This is a genomic window from Glycocaulis abyssi (assembly GCF_041429775.1).
In the GTDB taxonomy this organism is placed as follows: domain Bacteria; phylum Pseudomonadota; class Alphaproteobacteria; order Caulobacterales; family Maricaulaceae; genus Glycocaulis; species Glycocaulis abyssi.
This window is the reverse complement of record NZ_CP163421.1, coordinates 107,545-128,348: the sequence shown is the minus strand read 5'-3', so window position 1 is coordinate 128,348 and position 20,804 is coordinate 107,545. Positions and strand designations below refer to the sequence as shown.

21 protein-coding genes and 1 other RNA gene are annotated in these 20,804 nt (G+C 63.0%); 8 read left to right on the top strand and 14 right to left on the bottom strand.

Annotation, left to right across the window (positions count from 1 at the left end):
- Window positions 1-24 precede the first annotated feature (24 nt).
- From AB6B38_RS00595 to rmuC, 3 genes are read right to left on the bottom strand one after another with little or no spacing between them, the layout of a single operon-like run.
- Window positions 25-795, bottom strand: a complete 771-nt coding sequence (locus tag AB6B38_RS00595) for a hypothetical protein (protein WP_371393693.1) — start codon at window positions 793-795, stop codon at window positions 25-27.
- Window positions 792-1,310 carry a peptide deformylase gene (def, locus tag AB6B38_RS00590; protein WP_371393692.1) on the bottom strand — a complete coding sequence of 173 codons (519 nt, stop codon included), beginning with the start codon at window positions 1,308-1,310 and terminating at the stop codon, window positions 792-794. Before def ends, AB6B38_RS00595 begins: the two co-directional genes overlap by 4 nt.
- Window positions 1,311-1,349: 39 nt before the next feature.
- Complete coding sequence (gene rmuC, locus AB6B38_RS00585; RefSeq protein WP_371393691.1) at window positions 1,350-2,711, bottom strand: DNA recombination protein RmuC; 1,362 nt, start codon at window positions 2,709-2,711, stop codon at window positions 1,350-1,352.
- A 185-nt stretch (window positions 2,712-2,896) separates the two neighbouring features.
- Here rmuC and AB6B38_RS00580 point away from each other — a divergent pair, with 185 nt between their 5' ends.
- On the top strand, window positions 2,897-4,042 hold the full coding sequence (locus AB6B38_RS00580; RefSeq protein ID WP_371393690.1) for a PQQ-dependent sugar dehydrogenase: 1,146 nt from the start codon (window positions 2,897-2,899) through the stop codon (window positions 4,040-4,042).
- Between the two features lie 9 nt (window positions 4,043-4,051).
- Here AB6B38_RS00580 and recR read toward each other — a convergent pair whose 3' ends face one another.
- Window positions 4,052-4,654: a recombination mediator RecR gene (gene recR, locus AB6B38_RS00575; RefSeq protein WP_371393689.1), complete on the bottom strand. Its 603-nt coding sequence runs from the start codon at window positions 4,652-4,654 to the stop codon at window positions 4,052-4,054.
- A 100-nt stretch (window positions 4,655-4,754) separates the two neighbouring features.
- On the opposite strand from recR, the gene AB6B38_RS00570 reads away from it, so the two are divergent.
- Window positions 4,755-5,915, top strand: coding sequence for a Fic family protein (locus AB6B38_RS00570; RefSeq protein ID WP_371393688.1), 1,161 nt, complete (start codon window positions 4,755-4,757; stop codon window positions 5,913-5,915).
- On the opposite strand, the gene AB6B38_RS00565 is transcribed toward AB6B38_RS00570, so the two are convergent.
- From AB6B38_RS00565 to AB6B38_RS00545, 5 genes are all read right to left on the bottom strand, one after another.
- The gene (locus tag AB6B38_RS00565) at window positions 5,912-6,247 is read right to left on the bottom strand and encodes a YbaB/EbfC family nucleoid-associated protein (RefSeq protein WP_371393687.1); all 336 of its coding nucleotides are present in this window, start codon (window positions 6,245-6,247) and stop codon (window positions 5,912-5,914) included. The two genes, AB6B38_RS00570 and AB6B38_RS00565, sit on opposite strands and share 4 nt — an antisense overlap.
- Entirely contained in the window at window positions 6,244-8,022 is a 1,779-nt protein-coding gene (locus AB6B38_RS00560) for a DNA polymerase III subunit gamma/tau (RefSeq protein WP_371393686.1), read from the bottom strand. The genes AB6B38_RS00565 and AB6B38_RS00560 overlap by 4 nt, the downstream gene beginning before the upstream one ends.
- An 87-nt stretch (window positions 8,023-8,109) precedes the next feature.
- Window positions 8,110-8,208, bottom strand: an RNA gene (gene ffs, locus AB6B38_RS00555) — signal recognition particle sRNA small type.
- A gap of 45 nt (window positions 8,209-8,253) precedes the next feature.
- Entirely contained in the window at window positions 8,254-8,484 is a 231-nt protein-coding gene (locus AB6B38_RS00550; RefSeq protein WP_371393685.1) for a hypothetical protein, read from the bottom strand.
- Window positions 8,485-8,627: 143 nt separating this feature from the next.
- A complete protein-coding gene (locus AB6B38_RS00545) occupies window positions 8,628-9,146 on the bottom strand; it encodes a porin family protein (protein WP_371393684.1) in 519 nt (172 codons plus the stop codon).
- A gap of 300 nt (window positions 9,147-9,446) precedes the next feature.
- On the opposite strand from AB6B38_RS00545, the gene nudC reads away from it, so the two are divergent.
- Both nudC and AB6B38_RS00535 read left to right on the top strand, forming a co-directional pair.
- Window positions 9,447-10,313: an NAD(+) diphosphatase gene (nudC, locus tag AB6B38_RS00540; protein ID WP_371393683.1), complete on the top strand. Its 867-nt coding sequence runs from the start codon at window positions 9,447-9,449 to the stop codon at window positions 10,311-10,313.
- A 170-nt stretch (window positions 10,314-10,483) separates the two neighbouring features.
- The gene (locus AB6B38_RS00535; RefSeq protein ID WP_371393682.1) at window positions 10,484-11,221 is read left to right on the top strand and encodes a cytochrome c family protein; all 738 of its coding nucleotides are present in this window, start codon (window positions 10,484-10,486) and stop codon (window positions 11,219-11,221) included.
- Between the two features lie 73 nt (window positions 11,222-11,294).
- Here AB6B38_RS00535 and AB6B38_RS00530 read toward each other — a convergent pair whose 3' ends face one another.
- A complete protein-coding gene (locus AB6B38_RS00530; protein ID WP_371393680.1) occupies window positions 11,295-12,077 on the bottom strand; it encodes a C40 family peptidase in 783 nt (260 codons plus the stop codon).
- Entirely contained in the window at window positions 12,070-13,440 is a 1,371-nt protein-coding gene (locus tag AB6B38_RS00525; RefSeq protein ID WP_371393679.1) for a M17 family metallopeptidase, read from the bottom strand. Before AB6B38_RS00525 ends, AB6B38_RS00530 begins: the two co-directional genes overlap by 8 nt.
- A 122-nt stretch (window positions 13,441-13,562) precedes the next feature.
- Here AB6B38_RS00525 and AB6B38_RS00520 point away from each other — a divergent pair, with 122 nt between their 5' ends.
- On the top strand, window positions 13,563-14,387 hold the full coding sequence (locus tag AB6B38_RS00520) for a tetratricopeptide repeat protein (RefSeq protein ID WP_371393677.1): 825 nt from the start codon (window positions 13,563-13,565) through the stop codon (window positions 14,385-14,387).
- Between the two features lie 2 nt (window positions 14,388-14,389).
- Here AB6B38_RS00520 and AB6B38_RS00515 read toward each other — a convergent pair whose 3' ends face one another.
- The gene (locus tag AB6B38_RS00515) at window positions 14,390-14,902 is read right to left on the bottom strand and encodes a hypothetical protein (protein ID WP_371393675.1); all 513 of its coding nucleotides are present in this window, start codon (window positions 14,900-14,902) and stop codon (window positions 14,390-14,392) included.
- 235 nt (window positions 14,903-15,137) lie between these two features.
- On the opposite strand from AB6B38_RS00515, the gene AB6B38_RS00510 reads away from it, so the two are divergent.
- Window positions 15,138-16,928, top strand: coding sequence for an SLC13 family permease (locus AB6B38_RS00510; RefSeq protein WP_371393673.1), 1,791 nt, complete (start codon window positions 15,138-15,140; stop codon window positions 16,926-16,928).
- Here AB6B38_RS00510 and AB6B38_RS00505 read toward each other — a convergent pair.
- Window positions 16,925-17,155, bottom strand: a complete 231-nt coding sequence (locus tag AB6B38_RS00505; protein ID WP_371393671.1) for a DUF6356 family protein — start codon at window positions 17,153-17,155, stop codon at window positions 16,925-16,927. The two genes, AB6B38_RS00510 and AB6B38_RS00505, sit on opposite strands and share 4 nt — an antisense overlap.
- 225 nt (window positions 17,156-17,380) lie before the next feature.
- Between AB6B38_RS00505 and AB6B38_RS00500 the strand changes: the two genes are divergently transcribed.
- Together AB6B38_RS00500 and AB6B38_RS00495 are read left to right on the top strand one after the other, a co-directional pair.
- Window positions 17,381-19,237, top strand: coding sequence for an acetyl-CoA hydrolase/transferase C-terminal domain-containing protein (locus AB6B38_RS00500; RefSeq protein WP_371393669.1), 1,857 nt, complete (start codon window positions 17,381-17,383; stop codon window positions 19,235-19,237).
- Window positions 19,238-19,381: 144 nt separating this feature from the next.
- The gene (locus AB6B38_RS00495; protein ID WP_371393668.1) at window positions 19,382-19,786 is read left to right on the top strand and encodes a hypothetical protein; all 405 of its coding nucleotides are present in this window, start codon (window positions 19,382-19,384) and stop codon (window positions 19,784-19,786) included.
- A gap of 240 nt (window positions 19,787-20,026) precedes the next feature.
- Here AB6B38_RS00495 and AB6B38_RS00490 read toward each other — a convergent pair whose 3' ends face one another.
- A complete protein-coding gene (locus AB6B38_RS00490; protein ID WP_371393667.1) occupies window positions 20,027-20,689 on the bottom strand; it encodes a recombinase family protein in 663 nt (220 codons plus the stop codon).
- Between the last annotated feature and the right edge of the window lie 115 nt (window positions 20,690-20,804).

Sequence of the window (20,804 nt, the reverse complement as noted above, 5' to 3'; positions counted from 1 at the left end):
CACTCAGATCGGCAAAATGAGGACCTAGTCCTCGTCCTCCCAGCCCCAGGGCGTGGGCGGCGTATCGACCGGATTGGTCAGATCAAACGTCACCTCGAACAGACGGTTCGGGCGCGTCAGCGTGTAAACGAAACTCGTGTCGGTGACTTCCATGATCCAGATATTGTCCATGGACACCGGAATGCCCTCGCGCTCGAACAGATCTTTGGAGAACTGGTCAGCCGGGAATTCCACGCGCGCGGAGATCGGCGGGACAATGCTCTCGCCGCCATACTGGGTCAGCGTGTCTTCGGAACCATCTTCGTGGCGGTGATCGTGCTTCAGGCGCAGACGGCCATCATCGAGACGCGTGATGAGCCAGGTGCGCGAATGGTCATCGCCTACATGGAAAGGCACACGCACTTCGTCCTCGAAGCACTCACGCACATGCATGACAAGGCGGCGTCCGGCAAAGGCTTCGTCCAGCTCCACCGGCGGGCTGGTGATCTCGCCTTCAAACGCCTGACCGCAATACTCAGACAGGCTTTCGATCAGGCCAGCTTCCATAACCGCTTCCGGCTGGGCATCCACCCCGGCATCGGCCGTGCCGTTGGCGGCAGCGTCCATGACCGGTTCCGCTTCTCCGGCAAGGTCAGCTGACACATCGTCAGCGTCCGTTTCCGGTTCCGGCATCTGTTCCGGGGCCGGTACCGGCTCCGGCTGCGGGTCTGGAACCGTATCGGCAGGGTCACAAGCGGCGAGCAGCGCAGCCAGCGCGACTGAGCCCCCCAGAGTGGCATAGCGGGACAGGGTCATTCGGCAGCCTCCATTCGCGACTTTACAAGCTTCTGGACCTTTTTCACCGCCCGGTCGCGTTTCAGGCGCGAGAGGTAATCGATGAAGAGCACCCCTTCGAGATGGTCCATTTCGTGCTGGATGCACACCGCGAACAGATCCTCTGCGATCTCTTCGCGTTCGTTCCCATCATAGTCGAGATACTTAACGCTGACGCGTGCTGGCCGTTCCACCTCATCGTAAACATCGGGAATCGACAGGCAGCCCTCGCTATAAGGCTTTGTTTCCTCGGTCAGCGGCGTGACAACCGGATTGACGAAATAGCGCGGGCTATCGCGCGTCTCCGAAAGGTCCATGACGATCACGCGCTTGTCGACGCCGATCTGGATAGCGGCAAGGCCAATGCCGTCGGCCTCGTACATGGTCTCCACCATGTCATCCATCAGCGTGCGCAAATCATCATCAACCCGCTCCACCGGCTTTGAAACCAGTTTCAGGCGGGGGTCGGGAACCGTGAGTATAGGGTGTACAGCCATGGGCCTAGACCTAATGGGCAAAGGGATTTCGTTCAAGCTCTACGCGCTCTCGCCATCGTCCGGCCCGGTCAGCGCCCGCGGCGCTTCCTCCACCTGACCGGGCGCTTCCAGGGCCTTGGCACCAGCAGCGGCGTTCAGCTCGGCCATCTTGCGGGCAGACACCAGAACCCGGCCTTCCAGGGAGGCTACCGCCCTGTTGTAATTGCCTGTTGCGGTCCTCAGCCCGGTTCCCACGCGACCCAGATGGTCGGTGAAGGTATGCAACCGGTCATGTATCTCGGCGCCCAGCGCGGCGATTTTGCGGGCATTGTCCTCCAGCGCCTGCTGGCGCCAGCCATAGGCGACCGCCTTCGCCAGTGCGAGCAGGGTGGAGGGCGTGACGATGATGACATCGCTCGCAATCGCCTCGTCAAACAGGCCCGGCTCTTCTTCCATCGCGGCTGAATAGAAGCTTTCGCCGGGGATGAAGAGCGCGACAAAATCAATCGCGCCCTCGACCGACTTTGCATACTCCTTGCTCGCCAGCTGGCGCACATGGGTTCGCACCTGCTGGGCGTGGCGGCGCAAATGCTGCTTGCGGCTGGCATCATCGGGCGCCTCGACAGCATCGAGATAGGCCGTCAGCGCCACCTTGGAATCGATCACGAACCGCCCGCCGCCCGGCAGCTTCACCACAAAGTCGGGCCTGAGCGAGGCGCCTTCACTATCGCGCGCCTGATACTGGCTTTCATAGTCGATACCCTTGGAGAGCCCGGCCAGCTCCAGCACATTCTCCACCGTGCGCTCGCCCCACTGGCCGCGCGTCGTGGACGAGCGCTGCAGCGCATTGACGAGCTTTGAGGTCTCCTGCTGCTGACCGGCGAGGCCCTGGCGCAGGGCGTTGATCTGCTCGCCCAGCTCGCCGCGATGGGCCGCGCGCTCTTTCTCGATATGGTCAACCGTCGCCTTGAACTGGTCGAGCTTCTCGCGGATCGGCGTCACCAGCTCCTTCACACTGCCTTCGGCCTTTTCCTGGTTGAGCTTGAAGGTCTCGGCAGCGCGCTCAAGGAAGGCTTTCTGGGATTTGTCCAGCGCCTCGTTTGCGAGCAGCTGGAACTTTTCCTGCACGGCGTTTGACAGCTGGGTCAGGCTCTCGCGCTCGCGCTTCACCGCCTCGGCCTCGGTATCGATCCTCGCTTTAAGGGCAGCGGCGGCCTGCTCGGCCTCGCGCCGGGCCACACGCTCGCCCTCCAGCTCCGCCTGGCGCTGCACACGCTCTGCATCGAAACGGCGCTCGGTATCGGCGAGACGTTCCTGCAGGGCGGCCGCGCCGGCACCGGCGCTGCGCATGAACAGCCAGGTCAGCACCATGCCAGCAATGGCACCGCCCCCGGCAATCAGGACGATATTGAGCATCTCCATGGGAAGCCCTCCCGGCGTACGCGCGAATCGATAACGCAGCCTAGACCAGCGCGCCGCACTTGCCCTCCGGCGATCTGTGACCGTTCACATCTATGTCAGCAAGGCAACCCTGGCTGGCCATACGCGTTGCCATCCCTATGTGAGCGTGTGCACGCTATCGAAAATCGACCTGGGGAGACGTTGAAATGATCCGCACCACTCTTGCCGCCAGCCTTCTGGTCAGTGTCAGCGCAGGCGCATTTGCCGCGCAGGAGGTTTACGAGACCGAGCAGGCCAATTTCCGCATCGAGACCGTCGCCGAAGGGCTTAACATCCCGTGGTCCATCGGCTTTCTGCCATCTGGCGAGATGCTGGTCACCGAACGCGATGGCGGCTCGCAGGGCCTGCGCATCATTGACGCGGACGGCAATCTGCGCGCCGAACCGGTGACCGGCATGCCGCAAGACGTGGTGGTCAATCGCCAGGGCGGACTGTTTGATGCCATTCCCCACCCGGACTTTGCGCAGAACCGCCTCGTCTACATCTCTTACGCCCAAGGCACCCGCGAGGCGCACCGCACTGCGCTGATCCGCGCACGGCTGAGCGATAACCTGACCGCTCTGGAGAATGTGGAAGAACTGTTTGCCGTCGATTTCGACATCGCCACCAACCGCCACCATGGCGGGAAGATCCTGTTTGACCGGGACGGTTATCTCTGGCTGTCGCTGGGTGATGGCGGCGACCATATGGACGAGGCACAAGAGCCGTCCAATCATATCGGCACGCTGATCCGCCTCAATGATGATGGCTCGGTTCCTGCAGATAACCCCTTCGCCGATGGCAATGGCGGTGCGCCTGAAGTGTGGAGCTATGGCCACCGCAACATCCAGGGCCTGGTCCAGCACCCCGAGACCGGCACGATCTGGAGTCATGAGCACGGGCCGCGCGGCGGTGACGAGGTCAATATCCACCTCGAGGGTGGCCTCAATTATGGCTGGCCGGAGATTACCTACGGCATCAATTATGATGGCTCGATCATCACCGAGGAACGCGAGCGTGACGGCCTGGAGCAGCCCATCTGGTACTGGACGCCATCCATCGCCAATTCGGGCGCAGCCTTCTACACCGGCGATGCCTTCCCGCACTGGCAGAACGACCTGTTCGTCGGCGCGCTGGCCGGCATGCATGTCGCCCGGCTGGAAACCGATGGTGACCGTGTGATCGGTCAGGAGCGTCTTCTGGAAGACCTGGAAGAGCGTATCCGCGATGTCCGCACCGGCCCGGACGGCTTCCTCTACATCACCACTGACAGCGATGAGGGCCGCGTATTACGGCTCGTGCCGGCCGAATAGGCTTGAATGCTACGTTGGCCGCCGTGACCGGAACGCGGCGGCCAGCGTGCCATCATCAAGATAGTCAAGCTCTCCGCCCACCGGCACGCCGCGCGCCAGCGAGGTGACCGATACGCCGGTATGGGCGAGCCTGTCCGCGATGACATGGGCCGTCGTCTGGCCATCCACCGTGGCGTTGAGCGCCAGTATCACCTCGCTGACCGAGCCATTGCCCGCGCGTTCTATCAGGCTGGCAAGATTGAGATCATCGGGCCCCACGCCATCCAGCGCAGACAGAACGCCGCCCAGCACGTGGTATTTGCCGGCAAACGCCCCTGCCCGCTCCAGCGCCCACAGATCGCCCACCGTCTCGACCACGCAGATCACGCTGTCGCCCCGCTTGGGATCGCGGCAGACCGTGCACGGGTCTGATACGTCCAGATTGCCGCAAATACTGCAGGGGCGGATTTTCTCGGCTGCCTCGGCCATGGCGGCGGCCAGAGGCTCCATCAGCGCCTCACGCTTCTTCATCAGATGCAGCGCAGCCCGGCGCGCAGAACGCGGCCCCAGCCCCGGCAGCTTGGCCAGAAGCTGTATAAGCCTCTCGATTTCCGGGCCTGCCGTGCCTGCCATGGGGTGATGCTCCGCGCTGCCAAAACCAAACAAATTTTGATACCGATTGCAGAATCCAAAAAATAGGGCCACTTTTTTGGATTGAAGGCGGAGAATCAAAATGCGTTTGGCTGACTTTAGCGCGGATTCACCCGGTACGCTGGTGCCTACGGTCAACGGACTGCAGGCATTTGTTCCTGATGTCCTGCCTCCAGAAATTGATGTCGCCGATCTGGTTCCAGACCTGCAGGCTGCCACCCTGGCTCTCGGTGAGCTGAAGGGCGCAATAAGCCCCTTGGCCAACCCGGAGCTGGTCATCCGCCCCATGCAGCTTCGTGAGGCGGTTAGCTCATCCAACATGGAGGGGACGTTCACGACCTTTACCGATCTGCTGGTATTCGACGCAGGCGGCCCCTCTGACCCGCAGCAGGATACGGTTGAAGTCCACAATTATGTGAAGGCGCTCCGACACGCAGACAGGCTGATGCAGGAGCTTCCCGTTTGCGGCAGGTTGATAACCGAGCTGCATAAAATTCTGCTGTCGAACGTAACAAAGAAGGCCAGAGGAGCGGCTGTCGAACCCGGCTTTCTCAAGAAGCATCAAAACTTCATTGGAGGTACGCCGAAAAGCCCTCGCTTTGTGCCTCCACCGCCCGCCGAGGCCGTCAAGGCGTTAGGTGAACTCGAAACATTCATTAACCGGCCGCACCGCCGCGGCCTTGAGCTTATTGATGCGGCGCTCATCCACTATCAATTTGAAACTATACACCCATTTCCGGACGGCAATGGACGCGTTGGCCGCATACTCATCCCGGTTTACCTGCAGGCAACCGGCATTATTGATGGCCCATATTTGTATATGAGTGAGTATTTTGAACGCCATAAAGATGATTACATCGACCTGATGTATGGAGTTAGCAGCTCTAACGGTTGGATTTCTTGGATAAAATTCTTCCTGAACGGCGTGGAGGAATCTTCGCGCTCTGCGATTGCAACAACCAAGCAATTGATAAATTGCAGTGAGTTTTTCCGGCAGCAGATAATGGCAGGCCGAGGTCGCTCAGCTGTTCTTGTGCAGATCATGGACCTGTTGCTTTCAAACCCAGTCCTGTCCGTTGCACAGATCGCGCACCGTATCGGACAGTCTGACCAGACCGTCAGGAACAATCTGGGCTGGTTGGTCGAGAAGGATCTGGTTCGCGAACTCAAGCTTCACCGCCCGAAGCTGTATATCAGCCCGCTGGTGCTCGACATCATCTCCGGACATCAAGAGAAAATTTAGGACTTCACCCCGAACGGCATGTCGAAGCCTGGCGGCAGGCCGAGCCCGCCTGCGGCATCGCGCAGCACATTAGCCTGCGCCTCGTCGGCCTTGCGCTTGGCATCGGACAGCGCCGCCAGCATGAGGTCTTCGAGGATTTCCGGCTCTGACGGGTCTATGAGTGACGGGTCGATGGACACTTTACGCGGTTCGCCCTTGGCGGTGGTGGTGATCTTCACCAGACCGGCACCAGCCTCGCCGGTCACCTCCACAGCGTCCAGCCGGGCCTGCGCCTCGCCCATTTTCTTCTGCATTTCCTGGGCCTGCTTCATCAGGCCGGCGAGGTCTTTCATGGTTTGCGCTCCTGACGCTGGGTTTCTGCGTCCGACATCTGGGTAGGAGAAGGATCTGGCTCAACCGCTGTAACCGATTCCAGTTCCGCGCCAGGAAAGAGCGTCATCGCGCGGACAATGGCCGGATCACGCAATGCCTGCTCACGAAGCGCCTCGGCCTCTCGGCGGCGGCGCTCGCGCATCGTCTCTCCGCCCGGTGCCCGGCCCTGACTATCCACCAGCCAGCGCGCGCCGGTCTGGGCATGCAGGAAACCGGCAAGGCGGCTGGCCAGATCGTCCGGCGCACCCTTTGCCGCTTCAAACACCAGCTTGCCCTGCCCGATGGACACAAGGCGCACATAGCGCTCCACCTGATCGCGCAGCAGCACTTCGCGCTCGCGGTCCAGCAGCGCCAGTACATCCTCAAGGCTCGACGGATCGGAACTGATGGCCGGCTCAGACTCTTCAGGACCATCTGGAGTGTCTGCCTGCGCGGAGGGTGCATTGCTGTCTGCGCCAGCCTGCGATGTCTGGGCAGGCAGGGGCGCACCCGCCTCCAGCGCCGCGATCAGGCGAGCCGCATCTTCCGGCCCCGGCAGGCTGGCAGCCGCCATCAGGCGTATCACGCTCATCTCTACGGCCGCCATCGGATCGGGCGCGGAGCGCACATCATCAAGTCCGGACAGCGCCGTCTTCCATAGACGGGTGAGGCTCGCAAGCGAATGTGTATCGGCCAACTCGCGCAGGCGCGCGGCGGTCTCCGGCGCTTCGGCGACGTCTGCCTTGCCGCCTGTCGCCTTCACCCGGTTCATGGCATGCAGGTAATCCAGCAGGTCCCGCATCAGCACCTGCGGATCAGCGCCTGCTGCATACTGGCTTTCCAGCTCGGAGAGCGCCGCTTCGCCCTTGCCTGTCAGGGCGGCATCCAGCAGATCGAGCACGCGCGAACGGTCCACCAGGCCCAGCATTTCACGCACCTGCGAAGCCGGAACCGGGCCGGTCTCACTGCCCTGAACTATGGCCTGATCGAGCAGGGAGAGCGCGTCGCGCACAGAGCCTTCGGCGGCACGGGCAATCGCGTCAAGGCCGTCAGCCTCAACCTCGGCGCCTTCCTGATCGCAGATATTCTTCAGATGCGCACTCAGCGCATCGCGCGGCACGCGGCGCAGATCAAAGCGCTGACAACGGCTAAGGACCGTGACCGGCACTTTGCGTATCTCGGTCGTCGCGAAGATGAACTTCACATGCGGCGGCGGCTCTTCAAGCGTTTTGAGCAATGCATTGAACGCATTGTTCGACAGCATGTGAACTTCGTCGATAATGTAGACCTTGTAAGGGGCCGACACCGGCGCATAGCGCACACCATCGAGGATTTCACGGATATCGCCGACGCCGGTGCGCGACGCCGCGTCCATCTCCAGCACGTCGACATGGGCCGAGCGGGCGATGGCATCGCAATGGCGGCCGGGCGGATCAATATCCACGCTGGGGCCGGAGCGCTCGTCCGATTCGTAGTTCAGTGCGCGGGCGATAAGGCGCGCGGTTGTTGTTTTGCCCACCCCGCGCACCCCGGTCAGCATATAGGCTTGCGCGATGCGGCCCGACTGGAAGGCATGGGACAGCGTACGCACCATGGCGTCCTGCCCGATCAGATCGGAAAAGCGTTGCGGGCGGTATTTGCGGGCAAGAACCTGATAGGCGGAGCTGGCAGGCGGCGGCTCAAAGCCCGGCAGGGCCGGCCCCGGCTCATCTTCACTCAGCGCAAGCGCGCCGCTGTCTGGATCCTGGTCATCCATGGACGGGCAAGACCCCTTCTTGCGGCGGGCTGGCCAGCACGCCCGCATGGCGCGCCCGTGCCTTTCAGGCGAAATCAGTTGGAAGGCGGCGGAAGACCGGACGGCGACCCGAGCCGAAACTCGTTACGGCTGCTTCCTTCCGGACCTGACCGGGTTGGCGAGGGGCTCGTCCGCCGCCGGCCTTCCTGTCTCCTAGTATCGGGATCGCGGACGGGTTTCGCAAGCGCGGTGTCAGTCGCCCGCTGCCTCGCGCAGGAAGGCGGCGTGCTGGCACAAAACTCCGACCAGGCGTTCATCGCCATTGGCTGCAACCAGCTGGTTCAGCCAGTCTTCCACTATGACAGACTGCGTCGCCAGCCAGTCGCGTACGCGCGGTTCCAGGGCGCCGCCCGGCACGCCCTCACGCTGGCTGTCGACACGCAGGCGGTCATGGCTGATGATCTCGCAAACGGCACGTTTCATGGCGCGACTCTCTCCATGGTTTTTGCCAAACTTGCGAGTCATTCTCATTCGCGTCAATCGCCGGACATGAAAAAAGCCCCCGCGGCGAAATGACCGCGGGGGCTTTTTTACCCGCCGGAGCGGGAGAGATTTACAGCGTCAGACTAGAAGCGGCGCACGTAGGAAATGCCGAACGCGTCAGCATTGCCGTTGCCGTTCACGAAGTCATAGCGGGTGTAGTCAACGCGGACCGCGTTCGGGCCGGCAAAGGCCCACTCCGCGCCAGCACCGAACGCCCAGCCGTCGACATCAGTGGTGACTGTCAGACCGCCGATGGAGCCTTCCACGTCAGCATAGATGTAGCCGCCGCGAGCAAACACGGTGAACTGCTCGGTCAGCGGGTATTGGGCCACGCCGTATACGCCCACACCGTAATCGATGGACGAGTTGAACGTGGTGCCACCGACAGTGACGCTCTCGTCACCCAGCCCGATCAGCAGATCGCCTTCAACAGCAAAGTACTGATTGAAGTCATAGCTGGCACGCAGGGCGAGCGTGTCAAAGGTGGCGCCATCGGTGTCGATGTGCTGGGTGCCAACGCCCAGGCGGAACGGGCCTTCCTGAGCGGAAGCAGCGCCAGCGAGAACAGCAATAGCGGAAGCGGCAATAAGGAGAGATTTCATTTCTTTCGACCTTTCGTCTTTTTTGGGACCCCCGGGCCCCGTGCGACGAGAGATGGGGCCGTCCCTTCCCGCTGCGCAAGATGCCGTCAGCCGTTAATGCCGCAGTGCAATACACCGCTGTGACTTTCCGGACACGGACTAAGGCGTAAACAAGGCAATTGGGGCAAAAGCGCCTCAACTCCATACGTTTATCCATGTTCCGGTAATCTGGCGGCAATGTTCGCAAGTGCGAAAGCCTGCCCCCCTTGCAACGCCCGCCGCATCAGGGCGCAATACGCGGGCAGGAAGGGGCCATCGCTCATGCATCTGACCTTTACCCGAACGCCGCTGAACCATGCCGGGCCGCAGCGGACCGATCCCGCCTTTATCGACGCCTGTCTGCGTCACCCCATGGCCAGAACGGTTCTGCTCACGCGCGGCGATGTCATGCTGTCGCCAGAGGGCGAGCCGCAAGTTCTGCACCCGGCGCAGGCTGTGGACCTGCCACTTGACGCTCCCGGTCTCGTGTTTCTGGGGCTGGAGGGGGAAATGCCGTGGTTTGCTGCCAGCGTGCAGCCCGGCACCGTAGCTCCGGGTCTGGATTTTCGCCGGGCCACCATGGTCGCCGAACCGGATATGGCAGCGATTTTGGGCCGGGCGCGCGCCATACTGACCTGGCATGGACGCAGGCATTACTGCTCCAATTGCGGCGCTGAGAACGCTCCGGCCGAAGGCGGCACGAAGCTTGTCTGCCCCGCCTGCGGTACCGAGCATTTCCCGCGCACAGACCCGTCCGTCATCATGCTGCCCTATAGCGGGGACCGCTGCGTCATGGGCCGCCAGCCCGCCTGGCCACCGGGCCTGTTCGCCACCCTCGCCGGCTTCATGGAGCCGGGCGAGACGATAGAGGAGGCTTGCGCGCGCGAGGTGGCAGAGGAGACCGGGCTGAAAGTCGTCTCGTCGCGATATATCGCCAGCCAGCCCTGGCCCTTCCCCTCCACGCTGATGATCGGCCTGCTGGCGGAGATCGAACCGGGCGAGCCGGTGGCAGCCGATGATATCGAGGAAGCACGCTGGTTCACACGCGACGAAGTGCGCGAACTCTATGAAGGGCCGATGATGCGATGGGGGCCGCCGCATTACTCGGTGTCACGCCTTCTGATCGAGACCTGGCTGAAGGGTGGCTAGGGCAAGCGCGACGACCTGCCCCATGGGCATGCCGGACCTGTCCTGTTAGGGATTTTGATGTGCCTGCCTGCTATTTGCGGGCCGGGTAATCGCTCCAAGCGGTTGCACAGGGCGTCGGAGCATGCCAAACACCGGCGCAATTACAGTCATGTCTGGTCGAGAGGACGTCGATGGGCGATCTGTTCTGGAACAAGGTAGCGGGCGCGGTTCTGGCCATCCTGCTTATCGTCATGGGTTTGCGCGAGATTGGCGACATCGCCTTCGACGCGCGCGGGCCTGAAACACTGGGCTTCCCGGTGGACCCGGCTTTGCTCGAAGGGCCTGCCGGCGCGACCGAGGAAGAATCCGGACCGGTTGATTTCGGTGCCTTGCTGGCGACCGCCAGCGTCGATGCCGGCGAGCGTGTCGCACGCCGCTGCGTCGCCTGCCACACGTTTGAGCAAGGCGGTGCCAACGGTACCGGCCCGAACATGTGGGGCGTGCTTGGCCGCGCCGTCGCCAGCGTATCCGGCTTCAACTATTCCAGCGCGATGCGTGAATACGGCGCTGACGGCACGCAATGGCTCTACCAGAACATGTATGACTATCTGGAATCGCCGCGCCGCTATGTGCCGGGCACGTCGATGGCCTTCGCGGGCCTGCGCAGCCAGGAAGACCGCATCAACCTGATCGCCTACATGCACGCCATGGGCAGCTCCGGGCTTCCCTTCCCCGAGCCGCTTCCCGAAGAGCCGGCCATCGAGGAAGAGGGCGAAGAGCCGCAAGTGGCTGCGACCGAAACCCCGGACGCACCTGCAACGGCCGCAGAATCTGCCGACGATATGGGCGAACTGGCCCAGCCGGGCGACGTGCTGCCCGATGAGGAGCTCGCCGGGGAACTCGAAGAAATTCTCGAAGACGGCGAATAAGCCACACATACTGCAGACATGGAAAAGGGCGCTTCGATCGAAGCGCCCTTTTTCTTTGCCGTGCCTGCAGCGCCTAGCTTCTGGCGTTGGGAGCGCGGAAAACGCCGCTCATCGGCGCGTGATGACGCGCAATCCGGGCTGCCGCAAGATTGAGCGGTTCAAGCGCAGTTGCCATATGGAACGCATTGGCATGCAGCAGGTGCACCGCATCGGTCATTATGCCGACATGACCCGGCCAGAAGACCAGATCGCCCCGCTGGAGCCCGGCGAGCGAATCGGTTGCCGGCACGGCGCTCCAGCGCGCCCGCGCCCAGCTTTCCTGATCGCCGCTATCGCGCGGAATGCGGATGCCTGCCGCTTCCATGCTCACCTGCACCAGACCGGAGCAGTCCAACCCCAGGCTTTCCTTGCCGCCCCACAGATAGGGCGAATGCAAAAACCGCTCGGCCACGGCCACCCAGTCCGGCTCGCTGGCATCAAGCGCTGTAAGATGCCCGGTGAAAATCCAGCCCTGCCGCTGGCTCTCGGTAAACTTGCCCTCGCGGCGGCCTGCCGCAATCTTCGCATTGAGCGATACCAGAAAGCGCGGTGGCGATTTCAGGTCCGGCTCTGAGAACACATAGGTGCGCACCGCGCTCACCCGATGGGTCGGAATCAGCACCGGCGCAGCGAGCGCTGCCATGTCGACATAACCCTGATACCCGTCATGGCGCGACACGCCTCTGGCCCAGCCATTCGTTTCCTGCTCAACGCTGAACACCTCGCCGGCGAGAAGCTGGCTGTCCATCATCGCGTCATCACGCGGTTCGCGGCGAATGGCGGTAACGCCCGCTGTTACCTGAAAATCTTCAGCCATGTTTCACCCCGTAGCGTACTTTCAGAACCTGGTAGAGCGCGCGTGCAGCCAGCATTTCACCACCCAGCGGGCGGCCCGGCCGCGATTTCGGGTTCCAGCCATAAATATCGAGATGCACCCAGGCTTTCGTGTCGACAAACCGGCGCAGGAACAGGGCCGCGGTGATGGACCCCGCCATCGGACCGGAACCGGTATTGGAAAGATCGGATATCTCACCGTCAATCTGGCTGTCATACCCGCTCCAGAGCGGCATGCGCCAGACCGGGTCATCCACCTGGCGGGCCGCCGTCTCAATGTCTGCAGCAAGCGCGTCGTCATCGGTGTAAACCGGCGCCAACTCCGGGCCGAGTGCGATACGCGCCGCACCGGTCAGCGTGGCCATATCGATCACCAGCTCCGGCTTGTCCTCGCACGCGCGCGTCAGTGCATCGCCCAGCACCAGCCGCCCTTCAGCGTCGGTATTGCCGATCTCGACCGTCAGGCCCTTTCGTGATGGCAGGATATCGCCTGGCCGGAAAGCATTGCCGGAAATGGCATTTTCGACGGCAGGCACCAGCACGTGAAGGCAAACCGGCAGCCCGGCATCCATTATCATCGCAGCAAGGCCGAGCACGTTGGCCGCGCCGCCCATATCCTTCTTCATCAGCAGCATATTGCTGCCGCCCTTGATGTTGAGGCCGCCGGAATCAAAACACACGCCCTTGCCCACCAGCGCAATGCGCGGATGGGAGGGATCACCCCAGACCAGCTCGATCAGGCGCGGCGCATCTGTGGACGCCCGGCCGACCGCGTGGATCATCGGGTAGTTCTGTTTGAGCAGGTCATCGCCCACAATACTCGTCACCGTCGCGCCAAAGGGCTCGGCGATGGTGCGCGCCGCCTCTTCCAGATGGCTGGGCAGCATGTCGCCTGCCGGCGTGTTGATGAGATCGCGGCATACGGTGACGCCCGCAATAATGCGCAAGGCTTCCGCCTCATCAGCGCCAGCAGGCAGCTGGAAACGCGCCGGTTCGCGCGGCGCGGCGCGATAGCGCGTGAACTGGTAGCTGCCAAGACCCAGCGCGGTCGCCAGCACGGTCGGGTCCCAGCTTCCCGGCATACCGCCCACCCGCCAGTCACCCTCGGGCAAGGCCAGCGGCGCACTGCCCGCTTCAAACGGCGATAATGCCTCACCCACACCGTAGAGCGCATCGCCATCTCCCGGCAGGACAACCAGCTCTCCGGCCTTTCCGGAAAACCCGGAAGCACGGGCGTGACGCGCTGCCTCTTCCCCGACACCTGACAACACCGAATCAAGATCAGCGCGCGCCGTCAGATGAACGGTGCGGGCGATGTGGGCGGCGTCGGTGAATGCAAAACTCATCAAACTCTCCAGATAACTCACGAAGGCACGCCGGAGGCGGAGAAGCGTTAACGGCTTCTTGACCGGCCCGGCAGAAAGATAGGGACCATACACGTCCGCGTTAACAGGGTTAGATCATGTCCATGCGTTTGTCCGCTGCAGCCTTCACCGCCGCCGGCGCGCTGGCGCTTGGCGCATGCGCCACGACGGCAGCGCCGCCAAGCCCGCAGGAAGCGGCCCTCGCGCTCCAACTGGAATCGCGCTCGATCGTTCCGGCCACCCGCGCCGAGCGCGAGTCCATCGCCAATCAGGACCTACTCACCCAGGCCGCCTTCTGGGCCGAAGCCTACGAGATGAACCCGGCCGACCGCGAAGCGGCAACCGAGCTGGCGCGCGTTCTGCGCCTGCTGGGCAGCACGCCGAGAGCCATTGAAGTCGCCCGGCAGGCACTCGCGCTCTTCCCCGACGATTCTGCGCTGCTGGCGGCCTACGGGCTGGCGCTGGCCGCCGAAGGCCGCGGCCAGCAGGCCATAGAGCCGCTTACCCGCGCTGCGCAGGCCGATCCCGGCAATTGGCGTGTGATAAACGCTCTGGGCGTGTCGCTGGAGCAGGCAGGGCGCACTCCGGCAGCGCGCGCCCGCTTTCAGGAAGCAATGAGGCTGGCGCCGGAAGAGCCCTCAGTCCTGTCCAATCTGGCGCTGTCACACGCCCTGGCCGGTGAACCGGAACAGGCTGAACCTCTCCTGCGCCGGGCCATGGACAATGATCTGGCCTCTGCGCAGGTGCGCCAGAACCTTGCACTCGTACTGGCCCTGCAGGGTCGGTTCGATGAGGCCGAGCGCATTGCCATGATCGATTCCACACCGGAAATGGCAGCCGCCAACATGGCCTATGTACGTGCCATGATTACCAGCCCGCGCCGCTGGGACAGCCTCAATGAGGCGGCCTTGCGCGGAAGCCATAACTGATCTCACCCCTCGAAGGGATCATCCGCGCCCGCGCTGGCCGGCCGCGCCATCGGCGGCGGCGCAGCAACGGCTTCCTCGGTCTTTTTCAGAGGGAAACCGACCTTCAGCTCGGGCGAAACAAGTGTGTGATCGAAGCGGAAATCCTCCACCAGATCCCGCAATTCCTGCGGGGCCTTGCCGTCCTTAGACGCTTCGATGGCGCGATAGAGCGCAAACAGGCGCAGATAGCCCTTGTCATCGCGCGACAGGTCGGTCTCGTCGAGCCGTGAGCAGATAATGGTGAGGCGGGTTATGGCCGGCTTGCGCCGTCCAGCCGCCAGATCGAGCATGGAGGCGGTCAGCTCCACCTTCCAGCCAACATCGGCAAAATCGATCTTCTTGGGGACAACCGCCAGCTCGGCGCGCGCCTTGGCAATATCATCGGCACGCAGGGCCGCCAGCGCGTTGTCACACGCTGACCTGGCCAGACGGATCTCGTCGCGCCGGCGTTCCTCAGCCTTGCGTCCACCAAACATGACTTTAGCCCCTGATGGCTGGAACTCTCCAGCCTATAGCATGCCGCCACGCAGAAGAAGCCTTCAGCACCCCGCGCTGCCAGCACGCCCCGGACGCGATTGTTTACGGCATCCTCGGTATCCAGAAAGCGGTTTCAGCAGTGCTCGGCGTGTTTCATCCGCCGCCAGCGCGCCTAGGGCATTTACACTGCAAGCGCGTAATGAATAAATCGGTCCCTGGCATGGGAGCACATCAATGATAGAATGGCTTGGCCCGAATGCGGGATGGCTGGCGCTCGCCCTGCTGGGCGTGATGCTGGCGGTGTTCGCGTCCGAACGCTTCCCGCCCGAAATGGTCGCCATCGGTGCCGTGGCCGTGTTTCTGGTCCTCGGTCTTCTGGACAGCTCCAGCATGGTGGGAGCGCTGGCCAATGCCGCGCCACTGACCATTGCCTGCATGTTTGTCATATCGGCAGCCCTGGTGCGGACAGGCGCCATTCTGGAGGTAAGCCGCTTCATCCAGCGCAAGGCCGGATCAAGCAGGCTTCTCGTCATCGGATCAACCTTCCTGCTGACGGTCATCGTATCCGCCTTCATGAACAATATTCCCGTGGTGATGATCCTCATTCCGGTAATCACCGGGATCGCCCGCGATTTGAACCTCGCGCCCTCCAAGCTGCTGATGCCGCTGTCCTATTGCGCGATCATGGGCGGCACCTGCACGCTGATCGGCACCTCGACCAATCTCGTCGTGGACGGCGCGGCCCGCCAGGCCGGCCTGGAGCCTTTCGGCATTTTCGAGATGAGCGCGGTGGGTCTGGCGGTTGCGGCCACCGGCATGATCTATCTGGCGGTTGTCGCACCCCGCATACTGCCCGACCGCAAGGATTTCTCCCTGCTGGATGGTGCGGGCGAGTCCCGCTTCATCACCGATGCCCGCATCCCCGAGGGGTCTTCGCTTATTGGCCGCCACCCGGAGGATGTACCGTTCCTGAAACTGCGCGATCTGCGTCTTCTCGACGTGGTGCGCAACTCCCAGACCCTGCGCCACGACATTGACCAGATCGAGCTGCAGGCCGGCGACCGGCTCGTTCTTGAATCGCCCATGAGCGAGGTGCTTTCCCTGCACCGCGACGGGGAAGTACGCGTCGGTTCCGACGATCTTGAAGACGTAAGCGAAAGCCGCGCCGTACTGGTTGAGGCGGTAGTGGGACCGGGCAGCCGGCTTACCGGCGCGCCGCTCAAATCCTACCGCCTGCGCCGCCGTTTCGGGGTTTATGTTGTCGCCGTGCACCGTCATGGCGGCGAGATCAGCGAACATGTCGGCCGTATCCGGCTTAATCCCGGAGACAGCGTGCTACTGGAAGGCTCGCCGGAAGATATCGAACGCATGTCGCGCGAGCTGGGACTGGTTGATCTGGCACGGCCCGAGGACCAGGCATTCCGCCGGGAACGGGCACCGATCGCCATTGCGACGCTTGTAGGCGTGGTCGTGCTCGCCGCCCTCAACATCATGCCGATTGTCGGGCTCGCCGTCATAGGCGTGGCCGTCGTGCTGTTTTCCGGGTGTCTTGATCCCGAAGAAGCCTTCGACAGCATAGACTGGCGCATTCTGGCGCTGATTGTCGCCATGCTGGCTATCGGGGCGTCACTGCAGAGCACCGGGGCTATCGAACTGGTCGTCAGCGCGGCCGCGCCGCTATTGGCGCTGGCCTCGCCGCTTGTGCTGCTGGTCCTGGTCTACGTCACCACCTCATTCCTCACCGAAACCGTGACCAACAACGCCGTGGCCATCGTGATGACACCCGTGGCGATTGCCCTTGCGGTGGCCGCTGGGCTGGACCCGCGCCCCTTCGTTATTGTGGTGATGATCGGTGCCAGCGCGGCCTTCGCCACACCCATCGGCTATCAGACCAACACGCTGGTCTATGGACCAGGGCATTATCGCTTTACCGATTATGTGAAGCTCGGCCTGCCACTGAATATCATCGTCATGCTGGTCACCGTCACACTCGTACCGATGCTCTGGCCGCTGGAGGGCAGCTAGACGGCCGGACTGTCCGGCATCGCCGCCCGCTTTGCCTCCACACGGCGATGGACGCCGGTCAGCAGGCGGGAGGCTGTCGTCCGGAAAACGAAGGGAAGCACGCCGTGGACAAGGGCTGCCAGCCCGGCAAGCAACAGCTGAACACCAACCGCGCTGGCAAATTTGAAGTGCTGAAAATAGGTCTCGCCGCCTTCAGCGGGATGCGATGTGAACGGATTTCTCGCCATGACCAGGCTCCCTCCTCAGACCAGCATGTCCTGCAGGACGGGCCATACCAACACGGCCTATACTGATAGGCTAGCGGGCAAAAATGTGAACGCTAGCCGCGCCTGCACGTAACCTTTTATGTGCCGCCAAGAGGAGTTTTCATCCTGCCCCCGCAGCAAGCACCCCGCCCCGCCACACCAGAAGCATGTGTAGACCTCGCCATTGAGCGCGTCGGCAAGCGCATCGTGCTCGGCCTGCCGTTGGGCCTTGGCAAAGCCAACCATATCGCCAACGCCTTCTACGCACGCGCCAAGGCAGATCCCGGCATCAAGCTGACCATCTTCACCGCCCTGACGCTGGAGCGCCCGGCTGCGCCCAACGCGCTGGCTGCGCGCCTGCTCGATCCGGTCAGTGAACGCCTCTATGGCGGCTATCCCGATCTGGACTATGCGCGCGACCGGCGGCGCAATGCCCTGCCCGGCAATGTGCGGGTGAAGGAGTTTTTCCTCCCGCCGGGCGGCTTGCTGAACAACGCATCGGCCCAGCGCGACTATGTCAGCGCCAATTACACCCATGCCGGCCGCGCCATTTTGAACGCGGGCGTCAACGTAGCCGCCCAGATGGTCGCGCCCGGACCGCAAGGCCGGATCAGCCTGTCATGCAATCCCGATCTGTCGCTGGACCTGATCCCGGCCCTGCATGAAAGGCGCAAGGCAGGCGCGCCGGCAGTGGTTCTGGGCGAGCTTAACGCCGCCCTGCCCTTCATGGGACAAAGGGCAGACATACCCGAAGACTGGTTCGACGCGCTTTATGATGCGGGCGAGTACACCCTCTTTCCCATTCCGCGCGAGGCTGTCGGCCTACCCGCCTGGTCCATCGGACTGCATGCCAGCACGCTCGTGCGCGATGGCGGCACCCTGCAGACCGGCATCGGGGCACTCTCCGACGCCGTGGCGGCAGCCCTGAAGCTGCGCCATCTCGACAACACCGCCTGGCGCAGCGCGATCGGCACATTGGGCTCCGACATGGATCTGGCCCGCCAGTGCGGCGGTCTGGAGCCGTTCGAGGACGGGCTTTACGGCTGCAGCGAAATGCTCACGCTCGGCCTGCTGGACCTGTTCCAGAGCGGGCTGTTGGGCCGGCGGGTGAGTGACGATATCGCGCGCCAGGAGGCATTGCTGGCAGACCCTGCGAGCTTGCGTGAGGACGAGGGCATCGCGCTGCATGGCGGTTTCTTTGCCGGTCCGGGCGAGCTCTATGACCGTCTGCGTAGCCTGAGCGATACTGAGCGCGCCCGCATCGACATGACATCTGTGGCGCGCGTCAACGATCTTTACGGCCATGAGGAACTGGCCCGGCTGCAGCGCCAGCACGCGCGCTTCATCAACACGGCCATGATGGTCAACGGGCGCGGCGCGGCGATCTCCGATACGCTGGCCGACGGGCGCGTGGTCAGCGGTGTCGGCGGGCAATATAATTTCTCCGCCATGGCACACGAGCTGGAGGGTGCACGCTCGGTCATCCTGGTGCGTGCGACACGCCAGACCGGCGGCGAGACACGCTCCAACATTGTCTGGACGGGCGGCGAAGTGACCGTGCCGCGCCATCTGCGCGATATCGTCATCACCGAGTATGGCGTGGCTGACCTGCGCGGACGCACCGACCGTGATGTCGCCATCGCCCTTGCCAAAATCGCCGACAAACGCTTTCAGGATGCCTTCCTGGACGAAGCGAAGGCCGCCGGAAAACTGGAGAAGGACTATACCCTGCCGGAGACCGCCCGGCAGAACACGCCAGAGCGCCTCAAGGAGCAGCTGCAGCCGGCCACCGCCAGCGGCACGCTGGTGAAATTTCCCTTCGGCAGCGATCTGACAGACACCGAACAGGCCCTGCGCGAAGCGCTGGAATGGCTGGCGCAGCGCAATACAGGCTGGAAGGCGCGCGCGAAGTTGATCGTATCGGCCCTCACCCGCGCGCCAGAGGCCAGCCGGTTCGATACGGCACTGCAGCGCATGGGGCTGGCAAACCCTTCGAGCTTCAAGGAGCGGCTGGAGCAGAAGCTGGTTTGCCTGGCGCTTGAGCGCACAGGAGCGCCCGCCTGATCTGAAAGCCTGATCCGGCCGTGGGCGGACCCCCCAGGCGGCATCTCTTCCAAACTTATACACTTGTATAATTATTTGTTCTTGCTCGTGGCCCAGACTGGCCCGAAATTGCTGAATTCAACATCCAGCCGGGCGGGCAGATATATGAGTGAACCCACGATCTTCGCGTGCGATGCCGCGCCGGGCTGCCGGTATGCGGCCGTGCTTGGACGCACCAATTTTGAAGCCTCCATGCGCAATGCCAAACGGCTTGCCGACCGGCTTTCAGGGGCTCCCTACAGATCGCTGGTGATTGATTATCGCGGAGCCGAGCCGAGCCTGACACCAGACCAGTATGCGGCGTTTTTCAGCTCGCTCATGCCCCAGCTGTCGAAGCTGGACCGCATAGCCTATGTCTACGCGCCCGGCACCGTGTTGCGCGCGGCCCATGCCACACGCCAGCTTTCGGACATGGGGATCAATGCGCGCGCCTTTGCCAGCTGGGACGAGACGGCAGAATTTCTGGACATAAAGGCAGATGATCCGTTTCCCGAAACTTCGGCGGCCTGAACCGGCTGCCTGCCCGGCCGGGGCTACAAACTTTTCGCCAAAAAATGGTAGCGGGAGAGAGACCAGCCATCCCCGATACCACCTCACCCCATATGCGATACATATCAGAGACTTAGAAGGCTCGCCAAGAACCGTCCCCGGTTTCTTGTGGGACAGTTTGTGGGGCAGTCGGCGAGGTTGGCAAGGCCGTCACGCATGTCCACTAAGGCGGCGCTGATCGAAAAAGACAGTCTATCGCACTCACGCCGCCTCCAGCCTCGCCGCCACGCGGCTCACGGTGTTGGCATACCAGCGCCCACCGCCCCGCGTCGGGACCCCAGCGGCGTTGAGGGCCTCAGCGATCTCCCGGAGGGTCGCCCCGCGCTCCCTGAGAGGCTTTACGATCCCCCCCACCGTCTCCGCGAAGGCATCGGCCTTGGCGCGCTTCGCCGCGTTGATCTGAGCTATGTTGCCCCTGTCGCCCCCCAGCTTCACCCCGCGCGCCTTTGCGGCTGCTAGGGCCTGCTTCGTGCGCAGGGAGATGAACTCCCGCTCTTGCTCCGCCAACGCGGCGTAGATGTGGCCAGAGAACCTGTCCATGTGCGGCATAGAGGCCACCCGGAGGTTCACTCGCTTGTCATCCATGATGGAGGCGATGAACGAGACCTTGCGGCTAAGGCGGTCCAGCTTGGCCACTAGGAGCGTTGCCCCCCGGCTGCGCACTAGGTCCAGAGCGGCCTGTAGCTGAGGCCGGGCATCTCCCTTGCCGGTCAGGATGTCCGTGAACTCCCCGATGATCTCGAAGGGTGTCTCTGCGTAGTTCTCTAGGAACAGGGCTATGTCCCTGTCCTGCGCCTCTAGCCCCAGACCGGAGCGGCCTTGCTCCTCAGTCGAGACGCGGCGGTAGATGACGAACTGGAGCATGGCCCCGGCCTCCCTCATGGCTGACTGTGAGGGGCCTTCTAGCACCGTCTGTAACGAATTGCAACGGAGGTTGTGTGGGTTACAAAAAGGCTAGCCCACTACTGGGCTGGAGATA

What these genes read in the sequence shown, in the direction of transcription:
- AB6B38_RS00595 (WP_371393693.1), bottom strand. Translation starts at nt 795, where the DNA reads ATGACCCTGTCCCGCTATGCCACTCTGGGGGGCTCAGTCGCGCTGGCT.
- AB6B38_RS00495 (WP_371393668.1), top strand. Translation starts at nt 19,382, where the DNA reads ATGAGTGAACCCACGATCTTCGCGTGCGATGCCGCGCCGGGCTGCCGG.
- rmuC (WP_371393691.1), bottom strand. Translation starts at nt 2,711, where the DNA reads ATGGAGATGCTCAATATCGTCCTGATTGCCGGGGGCGGTGCCATTGCT.
- def (WP_371393692.1), bottom strand. Translation starts at nt 1,310, where the DNA reads ATGGCTGTACACCCTATACTCACGGTTCCCGACCCCCGCCTGAAACTG.
- AB6B38_RS00520 (WP_371393677.1), top strand. Translation starts at nt 13,563, where the DNA reads ATGCGTTTGTCCGCTGCAGCCTTCACCGCCGCCGGCGCGCTGGCGCTT.
- AB6B38_RS00510 (WP_371393673.1), top strand. Translation starts at nt 15,138, where the DNA reads ATGATAGAATGGCTTGGCCCGAATGCGGGATGGCTGGCGCTCGCCCTG.
- nudC (WP_371393683.1), top strand. Translation starts at nt 9,447, where the DNA reads ATGCATCTGACCTTTACCCGAACGCCGCTGAACCATGCCGGGCCGCAG.
- AB6B38_RS00565 (WP_371393687.1), bottom strand. Translation starts at nt 6,247, where the DNA reads ATGAAAGACCTCGCCGGCCTGATGAAGCAGGCCCAGGAAATGCAGAAG.
- AB6B38_RS00535 (WP_371393682.1), top strand. Translation starts at nt 10,484, where the DNA reads ATGGGCGATCTGTTCTGGAACAAGGTAGCGGGCGCGGTTCTGGCCATC.
- AB6B38_RS00570 (WP_371393688.1), top strand. Translation starts at nt 4,755, where the DNA reads ATGCGTTTGGCTGACTTTAGCGCGGATTCACCCGGTACGCTGGTGCCT.
- AB6B38_RS00550 (WP_371393685.1), bottom strand. Translation starts at nt 8,484, where the DNA reads ATGAAACGTGCCGTTTGCGAGATCATCAGCCATGACCGCCTGCGTGTC.
- AB6B38_RS00530 (WP_371393680.1), bottom strand. Translation starts at nt 12,077, where the DNA reads ATGGCTGAAGATTTTCAGGTAACAGCGGGCGTTACCGCCATTCGCCGC.
- AB6B38_RS00560 (WP_371393686.1), bottom strand. Translation starts at nt 8,022, where the DNA reads ATGGATGACCAGGATCCAGACAGCGGCGCGCTTGCGCTGAGTGAAGAT.
- AB6B38_RS00515 (WP_371393675.1), bottom strand. Translation starts at nt 14,902, where the DNA reads ATGTTTGGTGGACGCAAGGCTGAGGAACGCCGGCGCGACGAGATCCGT.
- AB6B38_RS00490 (WP_371393667.1), bottom strand. Translation starts at nt 20,689, where the DNA reads ATGCTCCAGTTCGTCATCTACCGCCGCGTCTCGACTGAGGAGCAAGGC.
- AB6B38_RS00580 (WP_371393690.1), top strand. Translation starts at nt 2,897, where the DNA reads ATGATCCGCACCACTCTTGCCGCCAGCCTTCTGGTCAGTGTCAGCGCA.
- AB6B38_RS00525 (WP_371393679.1), bottom strand. Translation starts at nt 13,440, where the DNA reads ATGAGTTTTGCATTCACCGACGCCGCCCACATCGCCCGCACCGTTCAT.
- AB6B38_RS00545 (WP_371393684.1), bottom strand. Translation starts at nt 9,146, where the DNA reads ATGAAATCTCTCCTTATTGCCGCTTCCGCTATTGCTGTTCTCGCTGGC.
- AB6B38_RS00505 (WP_371393671.1), bottom strand. Translation starts at nt 17,155, where the DNA reads ATGGCGAGAAATCCGTTCACATCGCATCCCGCTGAAGGCGGCGAGACC.
- recR (WP_371393689.1), bottom strand. Translation starts at nt 4,654, where the DNA reads ATGGCAGGCACGGCAGGCCCGGAAATCGAGAGGCTTATACAGCTTCTG.